15 protein-coding genes and 1 tRNA gene are annotated in these 16,021 nt (G+C 71.2%); 13 read left to right on the top strand and 3 right to left on the bottom strand.

Annotated elements, in window-relative coordinates; translation table 11 throughout:
* The 8 genes from Q0L15_RS24540 to Q0L15_RS24575 form a co-directional block, all read left to right on the top strand.
* A partial coding sequence (locus Q0L15_RS24540) for a metallophosphoesterase (protein ID WP_296607477.1) occupies positions 1–1,083 on the top strand: 1,083 nt, incomplete at its 5' end.
* Positions 1,084–1,303: 220 nt separating this feature from the next.
* Entirely contained in the window at positions 1,304–2,755 is a 1,452-nt protein-coding gene (locus tag Q0L15_RS24545; RefSeq protein WP_296607478.1) for an ABC transporter substrate-binding protein, read from the top strand.
* 90 nt (positions 2,756–2,845) lie between these two features.
* Complete coding sequence (locus Q0L15_RS24550) at positions 2,846–4,312, top strand: ABC transporter substrate-binding protein (RefSeq protein ID WP_296607479.1); 1,467 nt, start codon at positions 2,846–2,848, stop codon at positions 4,310–4,312.
* Between the two features lie 6 nt (positions 4,313–4,318).
* Positions 4,319–6,379, top strand: a complete 2,061-nt coding sequence (locus tag Q0L15_RS24555; RefSeq protein WP_296607480.1) for an ABC transporter permease — start codon at positions 4,319–4,321, stop codon at positions 6,377–6,379.
* Complete coding sequence (locus Q0L15_RS24560) at positions 6,366–7,154, top strand: ABC transporter ATP-binding protein (protein ID WP_296607481.1); 789 nt, start codon at positions 6,366–6,368, stop codon at positions 7,152–7,154. The genes Q0L15_RS24555 and Q0L15_RS24560 overlap by 14 nt, the downstream gene beginning before the upstream one ends.
* The gene (locus Q0L15_RS24565; protein WP_296607482.1) at positions 7,151–7,858 is read left to right on the top strand and encodes an ABC transporter ATP-binding protein; all 708 of its coding nucleotides are present in this window, start codon (positions 7,151–7,153) and stop codon (positions 7,856–7,858) included. The genes Q0L15_RS24560 and Q0L15_RS24565 overlap by 4 nt, the downstream gene beginning before the upstream one ends.
* Positions 7,855–9,540, top strand: coding sequence for a choice-of-anchor P family protein (locus Q0L15_RS24570; protein ID WP_296607483.1), 1,686 nt, complete (start codon positions 7,855–7,857; stop codon positions 9,538–9,540). Before Q0L15_RS24565 ends, Q0L15_RS24570 begins: the two co-directional genes overlap by 4 nt.
* Before the next feature lie 3 nt (positions 9,541–9,543).
* Entirely contained in the window at positions 9,544–10,122 is a 579-nt protein-coding gene (locus Q0L15_RS24575) for a hypothetical protein (RefSeq protein ID WP_296607484.1), read from the top strand.
* Positions 10,123–10,340: 218 nt separating this feature from the next.
* Here Q0L15_RS24575 and Q0L15_RS24580 read toward each other — a convergent pair whose 3' ends face one another.
* Positions 10,341–11,552 carry a DUF4032 domain-containing protein gene (locus Q0L15_RS24580; protein ID WP_296607485.1) on the bottom strand — a complete coding sequence of 404 codons (1,212 nt, stop codon included), beginning with the start codon at positions 11,550–11,552 and terminating at the stop codon, positions 10,341–10,343.
* 63 nt (positions 11,553–11,615) lie between these two features.
* Between Q0L15_RS24580 and Q0L15_RS24585 the strand changes: the two genes are divergently transcribed.
* The 4 genes from Q0L15_RS24585 (at position 11,616) to Q0L15_RS24600 (ending at position 13,426) form a co-directional block, all read left to right on the top strand.
* The gene (locus Q0L15_RS24585) at positions 11,616–12,065 is read left to right on the top strand and encodes a nuclear transport factor 2 family protein (RefSeq protein ID WP_296607486.1); all 450 of its coding nucleotides are present in this window, start codon (positions 11,616–11,618) and stop codon (positions 12,063–12,065) included.
* A 30-nt stretch (positions 12,066–12,095) separates the two neighbouring features.
* Positions 12,096–12,818: an SDR family oxidoreductase gene (locus Q0L15_RS24590; protein ID WP_296607487.1), complete on the top strand. Its 723-nt coding sequence runs from the start codon at positions 12,096–12,098 to the stop codon at positions 12,816–12,818.
* A 51-nt stretch (positions 12,819–12,869) separates the two neighbouring features.
* Positions 12,870–12,945, top strand: a tRNA-Thr gene (locus Q0L15_RS24595).
* Between the two features lie 76 nt (positions 12,946–13,021).
* A complete protein-coding gene (locus Q0L15_RS24600) occupies positions 13,022–13,426 on the top strand; it encodes an HNH endonuclease signature motif containing protein (RefSeq protein ID WP_296607488.1) in 405 nt (134 codons plus the stop codon).
* Between the two features lie 4 nt (positions 13,427–13,430).
* On the opposite strand, the gene Q0L15_RS24605 is transcribed toward Q0L15_RS24600, so the two are convergent.
* Together Q0L15_RS24605 and pdxY are read right to left on the bottom strand one after the other, a co-directional pair.
* The gene (locus Q0L15_RS24605) at positions 13,431–14,075 is read right to left on the bottom strand and encodes a DUF305 domain-containing protein (RefSeq protein ID WP_296607489.1); all 645 of its coding nucleotides are present in this window, start codon (positions 14,073–14,075) and stop codon (positions 13,431–13,433) included.
* An 80-nt stretch (positions 14,076–14,155) separates the two neighbouring features.
* Positions 14,156–15,007, bottom strand: coding sequence for a pyridoxal kinase PdxY (gene pdxY, locus Q0L15_RS24610; RefSeq protein ID WP_296607490.1), 852 nt, complete (start codon positions 15,005–15,007; stop codon positions 14,156–14,158).
* A 116-nt stretch (positions 15,008–15,123) separates the two neighbouring features.
* On the opposite strand from pdxY, the gene Q0L15_RS24615 reads away from it, so the two are divergent.
* The coding region (locus tag Q0L15_RS24615; RefSeq protein ID WP_296607491.1) for a GMC family oxidoreductase N-terminal domain-containing protein at positions 15,124–16,021 on the top strand (898 nt) is incomplete at its 3' end.

A 16,021-nucleotide genomic window follows, 5' to 3' on the forward strand; every position in this document is an offset into this window, starting at 1 on the left:
ATCGTCGCGACCGTGCTCGTCGGTCTCGCGCTGTGGCAGCCGTGGACCGGTGACGACGACGTCGTCGAGGAGGACCGGCAGTGGATGCCGCTCGCGGAGTTCCTCGGCCCCGACGTACCCCTCCCGGCCGAGGCCGACGGCGTCGAGGTCAGCGGTGACGTGACCACCGCCCAGACGCGGCGGCTGATCGAGAGCGCGATCGACACCTACGACACCAGCAAGGCGTTCTACGCCACGGCGGCCGAGCGGGCCGCCGACCTGGGCCTGCGCACCCCGGTCGAGGGGGACACCGTGGTCGCGTTCGTCTCGGACCGTCACGACAACATCGGGATGGACCCGGTCGCGCGCGCGATCGCGGACGCGGCCGGTGCCACCGCGGTCTTCGACGGCGGCGACGACACCTCGTCGGGCAACACCTGGGAGGCGTTCTCCCTCGACTCGGTCACCGCGGCGTTCGACGGGTTCGACCGCTGGGGTGTCGCCGGCAACCACGACCACGGCGAGTTCGTGCACTCCTACCTCGCCGACCACGGCTGGACGATGCTCGACGGCGAGATCGTCGAGGGTCCCGGAGACACGACGCTGCTCGGCGTCGACGACCCCCGCTCCAGCGGCCTGGGCAACTGGCGCGACGAGACCGGTCTGAGCTTCGAGGAGGTCGGCACCCGCCTCGCCGACGCGGCCTGCGCCGCCGAGGACCGGGTCGACACGATGCTGGTCCACGACGCCCACCTCGGCGACGAGGCGCTGCAGCGCGGGTGCGTGGACCTGGTGATCGGCGGCCATCTGCACGTGCGGGTCGGGCCCGAGCGGATCGTCGGGGAGAACGGTGAGGTCGGCTACCGCTACACGACCGGCACGGCCGGGGGAGCGGCGTACGCGATCGCGCTGGGCAGCAAGCCGCGCCGTCCCGCCGAGGTCAGCCTGATCACCTACCACGGCGGCCGACCGGTCGGGGTCCAGTGGGTGACGCTGCAGACCAACGGCGCCTACGAGACCGGCAGCTACGTGCCGCTGCACCTGCCCGAGGAACCGCCGGACGTCCAGCAGGAGACCGACGCCCCGAGCCGCCGCGCCGACTGACGCCGGTCCTCTCGGCGCTCGGCCTGGGCCGCGGGCCGGCCCCGGACGGATGTCGTTTGGTCACCAACGACGTCCCGGGAGCGCTCCCACCTGTCGTTGGTGACCAAACGACGTCTCCGGCCCTGCCCGCCGCGGCCACGGTCATGCAGTGGCTTGCGTCACCTCGAGAGACCTCCGTCGTTGTGGAACTGATACGTGTTCTAGAAATGGTGGAGGGTCCGTGTTCTCGTTTCCCCGCGCAGTCGTCGCCCCGGTCGGCGCGCTCCTGGTGCTGACGCTCGCAGCGTGTGGCTCCCAGATCGACCCCGACACGGTCGCCCAGGTCAACGGCGTGGCGGTGGGATCGGACGGGCAGGTGGTCGGCGCCGACGGCACCACCACCAGCGTCGACGGGTCCGTGCCCGACGCGTCCGGCTCCACCGGTGGTGACACGACGACCACGAGCGCCGGTGACTCCGGGACGACGACCGGTGACTCCGGCGGCACCGGCACGAAGGGGACCGGGGACAACTCGGCCACCGGCGGCACCAAGGCCGGCAGCTGCGACGGGTTCAAGAACCAGACCGGCATCACCGACGACACGATCACGATCGGCAACTCCTCCGACGTCTCCGGCCCGGTCCCCGGCCTCTTCGAGGCCAGCCAGGACGCCGTGCGCGCGTACGTCGCCTACTACAACGCGACCAGCTCGCTGTGCGGGCACAAGCTGGCGCTGAAGACCTACGACAGCCGCACCGACGCCGCCGCGGACCAGCAGGCCTACACCAAGGCGTGCGACGAGACGTTCGCGATGATCGGCTCGATGTCGGCGTTCGACTCCGGCGGCGCGTCGACCGCCCAGGGCTGCGGGCTCCCGGACATCCGCTCCGCGTCGGTCACGTTCGACCGCCAGGACTGCACGACCTGCTACGGCGCACAGTCCACGGTCGCCACCGAGTTCCAGAACGCCGTCCCGGACTTCGTGAAGAAGAACCACCCGGACGCCGCGGCGCACGCGGCGATGCTCTACATCAACGCCGGGGCCGCGGCCGAGAACGCCAAGACCCAGGTCGCCGCGATGCAGAAGCGCGGCATGAAGTTCGACTACGTCCAGGGCATCGACATCTCGGAGTTCAACTACGCGCCGTACGTCCAGCAGATGAAGGACAAGGGCATCGAGTACGTCCAGATGATCGGGGCCTCGGCGCAGTTCGTGCGGCTCGCCGACGCGATGCAGCAGCAGGGCTTCAAGCCCGAGGTCTACATGCTCGACCCGACGGCGTACACCTCCGAGTTCGTCAAGAACGGCGGGGCCGCCGTCGAGGGCACGACGCTGTTCATCAACTTCACGCCGTTCGAGGAGGCCTCGAGCAACAAGGAGCTGCAGCTCTACCTCAGCTGGCTCCAGCAGGTGAAGCCCGGCGCCGAGCCGAGCTTCTTCGGGCTGTTCTCCTGGTCGGCCGCGCGCCTCTTCGTCGAGCGGGCGACCGCGCTGGGGGGCAAGCTGAGCCGCGAGAGCCTCCTTGCGGACCTGGCCAAGGTCGACGACTGGACCGCCAACGGCTTGCACTCCCCGCAGCACGTCGGCCCCCGCCACACCGGCGAGTGCTGGCGGTTCATCCAGCTGCAGAAGGGGCGCTGGGTCCCGATCGGCGGCACCAAGTACCTGTGCAGCGGCACCTCGAGCAGCTGACCGGTCCGGACATGTCGTGTGGCCTGCGTCACCTCGTCAACCATGGGTCGTTGAGCGGTGCAACGTGTCCTGGTCCCGGGGAGGGAACCCATGCGTAGCCCGTTGCCAGCGCTGCCCGTGCTCGCCGTCGGCGCCCTGTGCGTCGCACTGGTGGCATGCGGCTCGCAGCTGGACCCTGACGCGGTCGCGCAGGTCAACGGCACCACCTCCGGCGACGTCGGGGGCACGCCGACCGATGGCGGTGACGGCAGCGGCGAGGTCACGACCGGGGGAGATGCCGGCTCCGACACCGACAGCGGCGCCACCACTCGCAGCGACACCGGCGGCGGCTCCTCCGGCCCCGTCGGCGGGACCGACGGTGGCGGTGCTCAGGGGACCGGCGACAACGCCGCGGCCGGCGGCGCGAAGGCCGGCAGCTGTGAGGGCTTCGAGAACCAGACCGGCATCACCGACGACACGATCACGATCGCCAACGCCTCGGACATCTCCGGCCCGGTGCCCGGCATCTTCGAGTCTGCCCAGCAGGCCACCCGCGCGTACGTCGCGTACTTCAACTCGACCGGCGACATCTGCGGCCGCAAGCTCGCCGTCCAGCTCCTCGACAGCCGAGCCGACGCCGGCGCCGACCAGCAGGCCTACACCAAGGCGTGCGACGAGGCGTTCGCCGCGGTCGGCTCCATGTCGGCGTTCGACTCCGGCGGCGCCGGCGCCGCCCAGGGTTGCGGCCTCCCCGACATCCGCTCCACGACGGTGACCCCCGAGCGGCGCGACTGCACGACCTGCTTCGCCGCCCAGGCCGTCGACCCGACGCTGGTCCCGAGCGCGATGCCGAAGTACTTCCTCGGCACGTTCAAGGACGCCACCCAGCACGCCGCACTGCTCTACATCAACGCCGGCGCCGCCCCCGTCAACGCCGAGGCGTTCCGGTCCGGCTGGGGCAAGGCCGGCTGGCGGGTCGACTACTTCAAGGGCATCGACGTCTCGGAGTTCAACTACGCGCCGTACGTCCAGCAGATGAAGGACGAGGGCATCCGCCTGGTCGTGTACGTCGGCCCCTACCAGAACACCGTCAAGCTGCTCGACGCCATGAAGCAGCAGGGCTTCGAGCCCGACGTGTTCCTCCAGGACTCCACGATCTACGACCAGCGGTTCGTCGACGAGGCCGGCGACAACGGCGACGGCGTCTACGCCTACTCCACCACGGCGATGTTCGACGACACCTCGCTGAAGGAGATGGCGCTCTACCGGTCCTGGCTCGACCAGGTGAAGCCGGGCGCGGTGCCGAACTACTACGGCCTCTACGCCTGGTCGGCGACCCGGCTCTTCGTCGAGAAGGCCGTCGAGCTCGGGGGCAAGCTCAGTCGCGAGTCGCTGGTCGCGGCGCTGAAGGGCGTCAAGAGCTGGACCGGCAACGGTCTGCACGCCCCCAACCAGGTCGGGTCCAAGACCACGGCCAACTGCCAGTCGGTCCTCCAGCTGAACAACGGCACGTGGCGGCAGGTCTCGCCCGGCACCTACATGTGCGCGCCGCTGATCACCAGCGGAACAGGGAGCTGAAACACCATGTCCTCGATCCTCTCGTTCACGATCCTCGGCCTGTTCACCGGAGCGGCGTACGCGATCGCGGCCAGCGGTCTGGTGCTCACCTACACCACCACCCGGGTCTTCAACATCGCCCACGGCGCGTTCGGCATGGTCATGGCGTTCACGTTCTGGGACTTCAGCCAGCGCCAGGGCATGCCCACCTGGCTGGCGCTCGTGCTGGTGCTCGGTGTGGTCGCCCCCGGGGCGGGGTGGTTCGTGCAGCGGTTCGTGACCCGCGGGCTCGGCGAGGGCCCGGTGAGCGTCTCGCTGGTGGTCACGGTCGGCCTGTTCGTGGGCCTGATCGGCCTGGCCCAGTACATCTGGCCGCCGGCCCCGCGCACCGTCCCGCCGTTCCTGGCCGAGGAGGGTGTGAACCTCGGCGGCACCTACGTCACGGCCCACCAGATCATCACGATCGCGCTCTCGGCGGTCGTCGCCTTCGCGCTCTACGCGCTGCTCAACCGCACCCGCGTCGGCACCGCCATGCGGGCCTCGGTGGACAACCCCGTGCTGCTGCAGCTCTTCGGCGGCAAGCCCGACCTCGTGGCGTCCTTGTCATGGGCGATCGGGATCTCCCTGGCCGCGCTCGCCGGCATCCTGCTCACCCCGGTGATCGGCCTCAACTACTACGACCTGACGCTGCTGGTCATCAACGCGTACGCCGCCGCGATGCTCGGCCGGCTCAAGAGCCTGCCGCTGACGTTCGTCGGTGCGATGGGGCTGGGCATCCTGCAGTCCTTCGCGGTGGCCTACCTGCCGTCGGAGGGCAACCTCGCGGGCCTCCGAGCCGTCGTGCCCGCCCTGTTCCTGTTCGTGGTGATCGTCGCGATGCCGCAGGCCCAGCTGCGGATCGGCCAGGTCAAGGGCATCGTGTCCGCACCGCTGCCCACGCTCACCAAGTCCCTCGGCTGGGGCGCGGGCCTGCTCGTCGCCGTCGCACTGCTCACCGTCGCGATGGGCGACGCCGACCTGCTGCTGGTCGGCACCGCCGCGACGTACGCGATGGTGATGCTCTCGCTGGTGCTGCTGACGGGGTACGGCGGTCACGTCTCGCTCGCGCAGTTCACGTTCGCGGGCGTCGGTGCCCTGGCCTACGCCAAGCTCGACGAGCCCAACCTGGTGGGGCTGTTCCTGGCCGCCGGCATCGCCGCGGTGGTCGGCGCGCTGGTCGCGCTGCCGGTGCTCCGGCTGACCGGGCTCTACCTCGCGCTGTCGACGCTCGCGTTCGGCGTGCTCATGGACAAGATGGTCTTCCAGGCCGACTTCGCGTTCGGCTACAACGGCACCCTGCGCGCGCAGCGGCTCTCCGTCCTGGGCCGGGAGTTCTCCTCCACCGGAGGCTACGTCCTGGTGATGACGGTCTTCTTCGTGCTGATGGCGCTCACGCTGCTCCTGCTGCGTCGCGGCGTGATCGGACGGGTGCTGATCGCGATGCGCGACAGCCCGGCCGCCTGCGGCACGCTCGGCCTGGACATGCGGTGGTTCCGCGTGGGCCTGTTCGGTCTGTCGGCGGGCATGGCCGGCCTGGCCGGTGGCCTGTTCGCCGGGCTGCGCGGCACGATCGGCGCCGCCGACTTCCAGCTGTTCAACAGCCTGCCGCTGCTGCTGCTCGCCGTCGTGTGCGGCGTGACGTCGGTGACCGGCGCCGCGATGGGCGGTGTCGGGCTGATGCTGCTGCCGGTGCTGCAGAGCTCGCGCCCCGAGCTGGCCGGCCTGGTCTTCGCGGTCCTCGGGTTCGGCGCGGTCGCGCTCGGCCGGGACCCCAACGGCCTGGCCAACCTGGTCTTCGGGCTCGGCCGGCGCCTCGACCGGCGCTTCGGCGACCGGGTCCGCGCCGCTGTGCCGGTGCTGCCGCTGCCCGGTCACCGCGTCGAGGACGACAGCGCGACCGCCGTACCCCTCGCCGAGACGCTCGGCGGTCCGCTGTCGAGCCCGGTCCCAGGCTCCGTGCTCATCGTCCCCGAGGGGGAGCCCGTGCCCGGTCACCTCGACCCCGCCCACCAGTCCCAGGAGGAGGTGCCCGCTCATGTCGCTCCTTGAGGTCGACGACGTCGTCGTCCAGTTCGGCGGCGTCACCGCTGTCGACCACGCGAGCTTCGTCGCCGAGGCCGGCCGCATCACCGGCCTGATCGGCCCCAACGGCGCCGGCAAGACCACGTGCTTCAACGTGATCAGCGGGCTCCAGCGGCCCACGCACGGCAAGGTCCGCTTCGACGGGCGCGCGATCACCCGGCTGCCGGTGCACCGCCGCTCGCGCCGGGGGATGGGCCGCACGTTCCAGCGGCTCGAGGCGTTCGGGTCGCTCACGGTGCGCGACAACGTGCGGGTCGCTCGTGACATCCACCGCGGTCTCGCCGGTCTGCTCCGGCCCGCCTCGGCCGACGTCGACGGGCTGCTCGAGCGGGTCGGCATCGCCGAGTACGCCGGTGAGCGCGCCGACTCGATCCCGACCGGTGTCGCGCGGCTGCTCGAGCTCGCGCGCTGTCTGGCCGCAGACCCGAAGCTGCTCCTGCTCGACGAGCCCTCCTCGGGCCTGGACGAGTCCGAGACCGACGCGTTCGGCGAGCTGCTCGCCGCCCTCGCGGCGGAGGGCCGCGCGATCTTGATGGTCGAGCACGACATGGACCTGGTGATGTCGGTGTGCGACGACATCCACGTCCTCGACTTCGGCCGGGTGATCGCGTCCGGGCCGCCGGCCGTGATCCGCGCTGACGCCGCGGTGCAGAAGGCCTACCTCGGCTACTCCGACGAGGCCCCGGCCGGCGATCCGTCACCCGCCGACCTCACCCGCGAGATGGAGGCGATCCGCGCATGAGCGTTCCGATCCTCGAGATCGTCGACCTGCACGCGGCGTACGGCCGCATCGAGGTACTGCGCGGAGTCGACCTGCGCGTGCCCAAGGGTGCGGTGATGGCGCTGCTCGGCCCCAACGGTGGCGGCAAGTCGACGTTGGTGAAGGTCGTCAGCGGGCAGAAGAAGGCGACCTCCGGCGACATCCACCTCGGTGGCGTCCACGTGCAGGGCGCCGCTCCGGAGGAGCTGGCCCGGCTGGGGCTGTGCACGGTGCCCGAGGGGCGCTCGGTGTTCCCCAACCTCACCGTCGAGGAGAACCTCACGCTGATGTCCTACGCGGGCGTCTCGGCCGACGCGGTGCTCGACACGGCGTACTCCTACTTCCCGCGGCTCCACCAGCGCCGTCACCAGCTCGCCGGCACCATGTCGGGCGGCGAGCAGCAGATGCTCGCGATGTCGCGAGCGCTCGCCTCCGACCCGGCGCTGCTGCTGCTCGACGAGCTGTCGATGGGGCTCGCGCCGCTCATCGTCGACGAGCTCTACGACACCGTCGCGCAGATCGCCGAGAGCGGGGTCTCGATCCTGTGCATCGAGCAGTTCGCGCGGACCGCGCTGCGGGTCTCCGACTACGCCGCGGTGATGAGCGGTGGGCGCATCGTGGCCAGCGGCGAGCCGGCCGAAGTTCTCTCGACCATGGACGACGTGATCCTCGGAGGCGCGGCATGAAACGGACCCTGATCTCGCTCTCGGCGGCAGCGCTCGTCGGGACGGTGCTGCCGGTCTCCGGCGGTCCGGCCGCGGCGCGCGAGGGCGACGACGCAGCCGGCAAGGCCGCGTTCAGCGGCTACAGCTCCACGGCCTGGGCGGCCCCGGTGAAGATCGAGATCTACGAGCCGACGATCCCGATCCCGTCGAACCCGCAGCTCGAGGTCGAGCTGGCCTACACCAAGGTCGAGGCCGACTCCGGCAGCTCACTGGCCCGGGCGAGCTGGCTGTGGCCGGGCGACCCGGTCGGTGAGGGCATGAAGACCTTCGTCGAGCAGCTCGGCCTGCCGCCGCAGCTCGGTGAGAACGGCTACCCGGTGCAGGTCAACGCCACCCAGCCCTCCGGCGAGGCCGAGCAGGTCGACGAGCCGTTCCCGGGCACGGTGATGCGTGCCAAGGCCGGCGAGACCACGATCGCCCAGGCCGGGTTCTCCCCCGACGGCCAGGTCCAGGACGGCAGCGAGAAGGACGGCGGCAAGGACGGCGACGGTGGCGGCGCGCCCGGACTGCCCGGGCTGCCGGGACTCCCCGGTCTCCCCGGTATGCCCGAGCTGCCCGGTCTCTCCTCGGCGACCGGCGGTGGAGGGCTGCTCCAGCAGTTCGGCCAGGCGATCACCGGGGGCACCGGTGGTGCCGGGATCGCTGCTGCGGAGGGGGACCCCTCGCCCGACCCGACCTCGCCCGGGGCGCCCGGGCTGCCGCCCGAGCTGGCCGCGCTCGTGGACTTCGAGGGCTACACCTCCACCAGCAAGAACGTCGCCACCGCCGACAAGGTCGTCACCACCGCGCGCTCCGCACTCGGCGACGTCTCGCTGCTCGGCGGCACGATCGTGCTCAACGGGGTCGTCGTGACGAGCACGAGCTCCAGCGACGGGGCCACGGGCGTCGCGGGCGGCAAGGCGACCCTCGGCGGCATCACGATCGCCGGCCAGGAGTTCGCCTTCGGCCCCGACGGCTTCGAGGCCGCCGGGCAGCACACCGACATCCCCGGCCTGCCCGACGATCCGGCCAAGGCGCTCGAGCAGCTCGGCATCAAGATCGAGCTGCCCAAGCCGGTGCGCACCACCAAGGGCGACCAGGCGACGAGCGACATGGCCGGGCTGCGGGTCGACATCGACACCTCGGTGCTGCGCAAGCAGCTCGACGTCCTCCCGCTCGACGACCTGGTGGACGCGCTGCCCGGCGACCCGCCCGAGCTGAAGAGCACGCTGCAGACGATCCTCGGGCTCTCCCCGCGGGTCGTGGTCACCCTCGGCAACGCCTCGACCAAGCTCGACACGGTCCAGGGACTCGACCTCCCGACCGGCGACATCCCCGACAACGACCCGGGGGACTCCGGTGCGGCCGGCGGTCCGAAGGCCGGTGGCGGTACGTCGACCTCGGCGGCCGGCTCGCCGTCCGCGGTCGACCCGGGGACGACGGGCGACGCCCCGTCAGCCGACGGTGACCTCGGCGACGCCGCCCTGGCCGGCTCCGGCCTGCCCCCGCTCTACTCGATCCCCGGCGCGATCCTCGTCGCGAGCATCGCGTTGGCCGCCGTCGGCGGCACCTGGCTGCGCAAGATGGGCGCGATCGCGCTCGGCGGCTCCGGCTCCTGCACGCACGGCCTCGACAGCGGCCTGCCCGACCTCCGAAAGGCCTGACCCATGACCGCGATGACTCCTCCCGTCCCGGCTCCGATGGAGCAGTCGGCGTCCGCCCAGCGGCTCTCGATCGGCCTGCCCCGCGCGGGCGGCCGCTCCGGCTCCGGCGTGGCCCCGCTCAAGGACAACCACTACCAGCTGCTGCAGCTGATCCTGTTCTGGGCCGGCGCGATCCTGCTCCCGCTCGGCCTCGTGGTGATCGTGCTCGGGTGGTACGGCGCCGCGCACACGCCGTACCAGTACGACCAGCTCTCCTACGTCGTCTCCGGCGGCCTGCTCGGCCTCGGGCTCACCTTCACCGGCGGGTTCCTCTACTTCGGCGCGTGGCTGGCCCGCATCGCCGCCGACGGCAAGGAGTCCTCCAAGCGCCTCGCCGACACGCTGCTGGTGCTCGCCGACGTCACGTCGCGCTCGGCCGCCCAGCGTGACGACGGCGTCGACGTGTCGGCCCTGCCGGTCACCGCCGGCGACGGCGCCACCATGCACCGCCGCGACTGCGCGCTGATCGCCCACCGCACCGACCTGCGCCCCGTCGGCGAGGACAACGGCCACCTCACCGTCTGCCGCATCTGCCGCCCCTGACCGACAACGCCGGCCGCCCCGGGGACGTCGTACGAGCTGGGCGCCCGGGCAGCCACCTCGGATGACCTCCGCTGCGCCGCCCGGGGACGTCGTACGAGGTGGGCGTCCGGGCAGCCACCTCGGATGACCTCCGCTGCGCCGCCCCGGGGACGTCGTACGAGGTGGGCGGCCTGGCGACCGGAACGTATGACCTCCCCGGGTGCGACAGGTCGCGAGGGTCAGTCCTCCTCGTCGGCGGCGACCTTCTCCTCGGGCTTCTCCAGCAGGTAGTTCTCGATGTAGTGCTTGGCGCTCTCGAAGATGTTGACCGCGTGGCCGGCGTTCTCGGAGAGGTACCACCGGTGGACGAGCATCTCGTGGAAGATCTCCGCCGGCTCGAGCTTGCCGCGGGCCTCGGGCGGCACCATCGCCATGATCGGCTCGTAGACCTGGGTCAGCCACTTGTTCGCGACCAGGCTGCGGTCCTCGCGACCCAGGTCGAAGTGTGCGGTGAACGACGCGATGTCGTTGAGCATCCGGCGGGCCTGGGCGTCCTCGACGTTCAGGCCGGTGAGCGCCTGCAGCTCGCGGCTGTGGTGGCCGAGCTCGACGACCTTGGGCTGGATGCGCACCCGGTCGCCGTTCCAGTCGGTGACGATGTCGAGCTCGTCGACGTCGAACCCCAGGTCGTTGAGCCGCTCCACGCGCCGCTCGATGCGCCACAGCTCGCCGCTGGAGAACTCCTCGGGACGGGTCAGCTCGTCCCACAGGGCGTGGTACCGCTCGCTGAGCAGGTCGACGATCGCGTGGGCCTGGACCTCGTGGTCGAGCGACTCACTGGCCTGGAGGTCGAGCAGCTCGGCGAAGACGTTCTCGACGGCCACGGTGACGTCGTACTCGCGCAGCTGGTCGGACAGGCTCGGCTTGAGCTCGCCGGTCTCGGCATCGACGAGGTACGCCGCGAAGCCGCCGGCGTCGCGGCGGAACAGCACGTTCGACAGCGACACGTCACCCCAGTAGAAGTCGGCCAGGTGCAAGCGGACCAGCAGCACGACCATCGCGTCGATGAGCTCGGGCAGGTTGGCGGCGGTGAGGCCGTGGGAGAACAGGCTGCGGTAGGGCAGCGAGAACTGCAGGTGCTCGGTCAGCAGCGCCGCGGGCAGCTCTTCGCCGCTCTCGTCGAGGCGCCCGGTGACGACACCCTGAGCGGTGACCGAGGGCAGCCCCAGTCGCTGCAGGTCGCGCAGCAGCCGGTACTCGCGGAACGCCATCTCGTCCACGGTCTCCTTGACCGCGTAGGTGCTCTCGCCGAGCCGGACGATCCGCACGACGTGGCGCGACAGGCCGCGGGGGAGGGGCACGACGTGCTCGGTCCACTCCTCCAGCGGCAGGTGCCACGGCAGCTGGAGCAGGGACGGGTCGGGCCGGTTCGCCACGATGCGGAGCGCCACGGGTGCAGCCTATTGCCCGAGTGGATCTAGAACGTGTTCTAGTCGAAGTGGTAGCGTCCGCGCGTGCAGCTCACCGACGGCGACCGGATCCGAGGACTGCTCGGCGCCTACTGCCGGCTCGTCGACGCCGGCGACTTCGCCGGCGTGGGCGCGCTGATGGCGGACGCGGTGCTGTGCGCGGACGACGGCGCGGTGCTGGCCACCGGGGCCGCGGAGGTGGAGCGGCTCTACGCCGGCCTGGTGCGCCTGCACGAGGACGGCACGCCCGGTACGCAGCACGTGGTCGCCAACACGACCTTCGACGAGCCTGCGCCCGACGGCTCGGTCGTCGCCACCTCGACGTACCTCGTCTTCCAAGCCGTCACCGACGTCCCGCTGCAGCCGATCATCACCGGAACGTACGTCGACACGTTCGCGCCCGACGAGGCCGGACCCGGCTGGCACTTCGCCGAGCGCCGGTTCGGCATCGGGCGCTCGGGCGTCCTCGACCACCACCTCACCATCACCCTCTGACTCCTGCAGGTCCCACTCGAAAGGTCGCCCATGAACGAGCCCGGAAGCCGCGTCGTCGTCGTCACCGGAGCCGCCTCCGGCATCGGACATGCCACCGCGGCGCTCTTCCGCGACCTCGGCGACACCGTCTACGGCCTCGACATCCGCCCGAGCGTCCCCGACGGGGTCACCTACGTCGAGTGCAACGTCGGCGACCGCGCCTCGGTGCTCGCCGCAGTCGAGACGTGCGCGGCCGACGGGCGCATCGACGTGCTCGCGAACGTCGCCGGCGTCGTCCAGTTCGGCCGGATCGACACCGTGACCGAGGAGGAGTGGGACCGGGTCCACGCCGTGGACCTCAAGGGCCCGTTCATGCTCATCCAGGCGGCGCTGCCGCACCTGCGCGCCTGCGGCGGCAACATCGTCAACGTCTCGTCCGTCGCCGGCAACAAGGCGCAGCCCTACGCCACGGCGTACGCCGCCGCCAAGGGCGGCCTCACCCAGCTGACCAGGGCGCTGGCGCTCGAGCTGGCGCCCGAGGGCATCCGCGTCAACGCGATCTGCCCCGGCACCGTCGACACCCCGATCGTCGAGCAGGTCTTCCACAAGCTCACCGACGATCTCGACACCCGGGTCGCCGACCGGTTGATGATGATGCTGCCCGGCGGCGCCATCCGGCCCGACGAGATCGGCTCGGCGATCGTCTACCTCGCCTCGCCCCAGGCGCGGATGATCACCGGCGAGATCATGGCCTTCGACGGCGGCATGAGCTGAGGCGGACTGTCCCCGTACGATGTGGCCTCGCCCCGACCTCGGTCGCGGCAGGCCGCGTTAGCTCAGCTGGTAGAGCATCCGCCTTGTAAGCGGACGGTCAGGAGTTCGACTCTCCTACGCGGCTCCACCGTGAGTGGCACGGCTGCATCGATGGCCCGCCCGGTCGGACGTCGCTGTCGGCAGCCGGGCCTAGTGTCGGTGACATGTTCGAGTGCCGCGGTTGCGGGCAGGTGCTGCCGGGTCGGCGGACGCGCGTCTACTGCAGCAATGCCTGCCAACGCGAGCGTGAGCGACAGGACCGGATCGACCGGTGGCTCGTCTCAGGGGTCGGCTTCATCGATAGCGGCCATCGGCACTACATCCGTCGGCACATCGCGGCGGAGCAAGCCGGGCGGTGTGCGATCTGCGGACTGGAGTCGATCTGGTGTGAGAAGCCGCTCGTCCTGGTCCTCGACCACGTCGATGGCGACTCGACGAACAACCGGCGCGACAATCTCCGACTCGTGTGTCCGAACTGCGATTCGCAGCTGCCGACTTACAAGAACCGCAACCGAGGACGTGGCCGAACCGCGAGGCGGACCCGCAATCCGACCGATGACCGGCACTGACCGATCAGTCGCGCAACAGCTGCCGCATCTCCTCGATCTCGGCCTGCTGGGTGACGACGATCTGCTCGGCCAGGTCGACGGCCGGCGGGTAGTCGCCCTGGGCGATCTCGTGACGGGCCATCGAGATCGCGCCCTGGTGGTGGGTGATCATCACACGCAGCCAGCTGTCCTCGAACTGTGCCGAGGCCGCGTCGTCGAGGGGCGTGAGGTCCTCCGCGCCGAGCGCCCACGGCCCCATGCGGCTGCGCATGTGCCCGCGCATCGCTCCGGTGACCGCGCGGTCGGACAGGGCCTCGTCGTCCGTCGTGTCGCTCGGGGCGGTCGACGGGTCCTCGTCCCAGGCGGCCAGCCAGGCCTCCATCTCGTCGATCTCGACGGCCTGGCCGGTGGCGATCCGGGCAGCCAGGTCGGCGACGTCGGCGCTCACGGCGCGGTCGCCCACGAGGCCGACCAGGGACAGGGCCTGCTCGTGGTGCGAGACCATCTCGGCGGCGAACGCCACGTCGGCATGGCCGTGCGGAGGGTCGGTCGGGTGTGCGGTCGTCGGCGTCGCGTCGCCCCCGCACCCCGAGAGCGCGACTGCTGCCACCAACGCCAGCCCCCCGGAGGCAGTGGCGGCGCGTCCGACCGCGCGCTGGAGTCTGCCCATGGCACCGACGCTAGGTCGCCTACTGCTCGGTAGCCCGGGGCGAAGGTCCCGAACCGGAGGACCGGTGACCCGGCGACCGCTCACCGCAGCCGGCGTACGGCGAACCTCTCGGGCGGGTCGGCGATCGCCTCCTGGGCGGCGACGAGCTGGATCTCGCGGGTGCCGGCCGCCAGGGTCTCCTCGAGGATCGCGAACACCGCCGAGGTCGTGCGCACCAGCGCGATCTCCGCCGAGCCGGTGGCGCGCAGGTGGGCCAGGTAGAGGGCCGCGGTGACGTCGCCACAGCCGTTGGGGGTGATCGGCAGCAGCGGGGTCTCGACCGCCCACGCGCCCTCGTCGGAGACCGCGACCACGTCGATGCGGCCCTCGGGCACCTCGCCGTGGACGACGCTGGTGACCAGCACGTCGCGGGGGCCGCGCTCGCGCAGGTCGTCGACCGCGTCGACGATCGCGGCCAGCGTGCCGGTCTCACGCCCCGCCAGGAAGTCGAGCTCGAAGTGGTTGGGCGTGAGGATGTCCGCGCGCGGCAGCACGGTGTCGCGCAGGTACTCCGGGATGCCGGGGCGCACGAACATCCCGCGACCCACGTCGCCCATCACCGGGTCGCAGCAGTAGACCGCCTCGGGGTTGAGCTCCTTGACCCGCGCGACCGTGTCGAGGATGACCGCGCCCACCGCGGGATCGCCCTGGTAGCCCGACAGCACCGCGTCGACGCCGGCCAGTGCACCGCGGTCGTCGATGCCGGCGATCACCTCGCGGACGTCGGCGGGATCCAGGAGCGGTCCGCGCCACGCGCCGTACCCGGTGTGGTTGGAGAAGTGCACGGTGTTCACCGGCCAGACCTCGTGGCCCAGGCGCTGGAGCGGGAACACCGCCGCCGAGTTGCCGACGTGGCCGTAGGCCACCGAGGACTGGATGGAGAGGATCTGCACGCGCGCATCTTCTCAGGTGTGCCGGCGGAACTCTGGCTCGGAAAACTAGAACGCGTTACAGTGTGGCCGCGCACACATTCCCGCGGTATGCCGCCCTGCACCAGCGAGGTTGATCCATGGCCAAGACGCCGTACAAGAACGAGGCCGACTACGTCGTGGTCGGCTCCGGCAGCTCGGGCGCCGCGATCGCGGGCCGACTGGCCCAGTCCGGCGCGAGCGTGATCGTGCTCGAGGCCGGCAAGAGCGACGAGCAGTACCTGGTGAAGAAGCCCGGCATGATCGGCCCGATGCACGCGGTGCCCGAGATCAAGAAGCGGGTCGACTGGGGCTACTACTCCACCCCGCAGAAGCACATCCTCGACCGCAAGATGCCCGTGCCGCGCGGCAAGGTCGTCGGCGGGTCGAGCTCGATCAACGGCATGGTCTACGTCCGCGGCAACCGCGCCAACTTCGACTCCTGGGCCGCCGAGGGCTGCACCGGCTGGTCGGCCGACGAGGTCAACGCGGCGTACAAGCGCATGGAGGACTTCGAGGACGGCGCCAACGACTACCGCGGCGCCGGGGGCCCGATCAAGGTCACCCGCAACGCGTTCCCGCAGGAGGGCTCGCTGCAGTTCATCCAGGCCACCTCCGACGTGCTGGGCGTGAAGGTCCTCGAGGACTACAACGCCGAGTCGCAGGAGGGCGTGAGCCGGATGCAGCAGAACGCTGCGAACGGCCTGCGCTACAGCGCCTCACGCGGCTACATCCACCACCTCGACGTGCCGACGCTGCAGCTGCAGACCGAGGTCCTCGTGACCAAGGTCGTCATCGAGAACGGGCGCGCCACGGGCGTGCAGGTGACGGACAAGGACGGCAGCCGCCGCACGATCCGAGCCGGCAAGGAGGTCATCCTCTCGGCCGGCTTCGTGGGCTCCGCGCAGATCCTCATGCTCTCGGGCGTCGGCCACGCCCAGCACCTGCGCGACCACGGCATCGACGTCGTCGCGGACCTGCCGGTCGGCGACAACCTGC

The organism is Nocardioides sp. (genome assembly GCF_024509035.1).
GTDB lineage: Bacteria > Actinomycetota > Actinomycetes > Propionibacteriales > Nocardioidaceae > Nocardioides.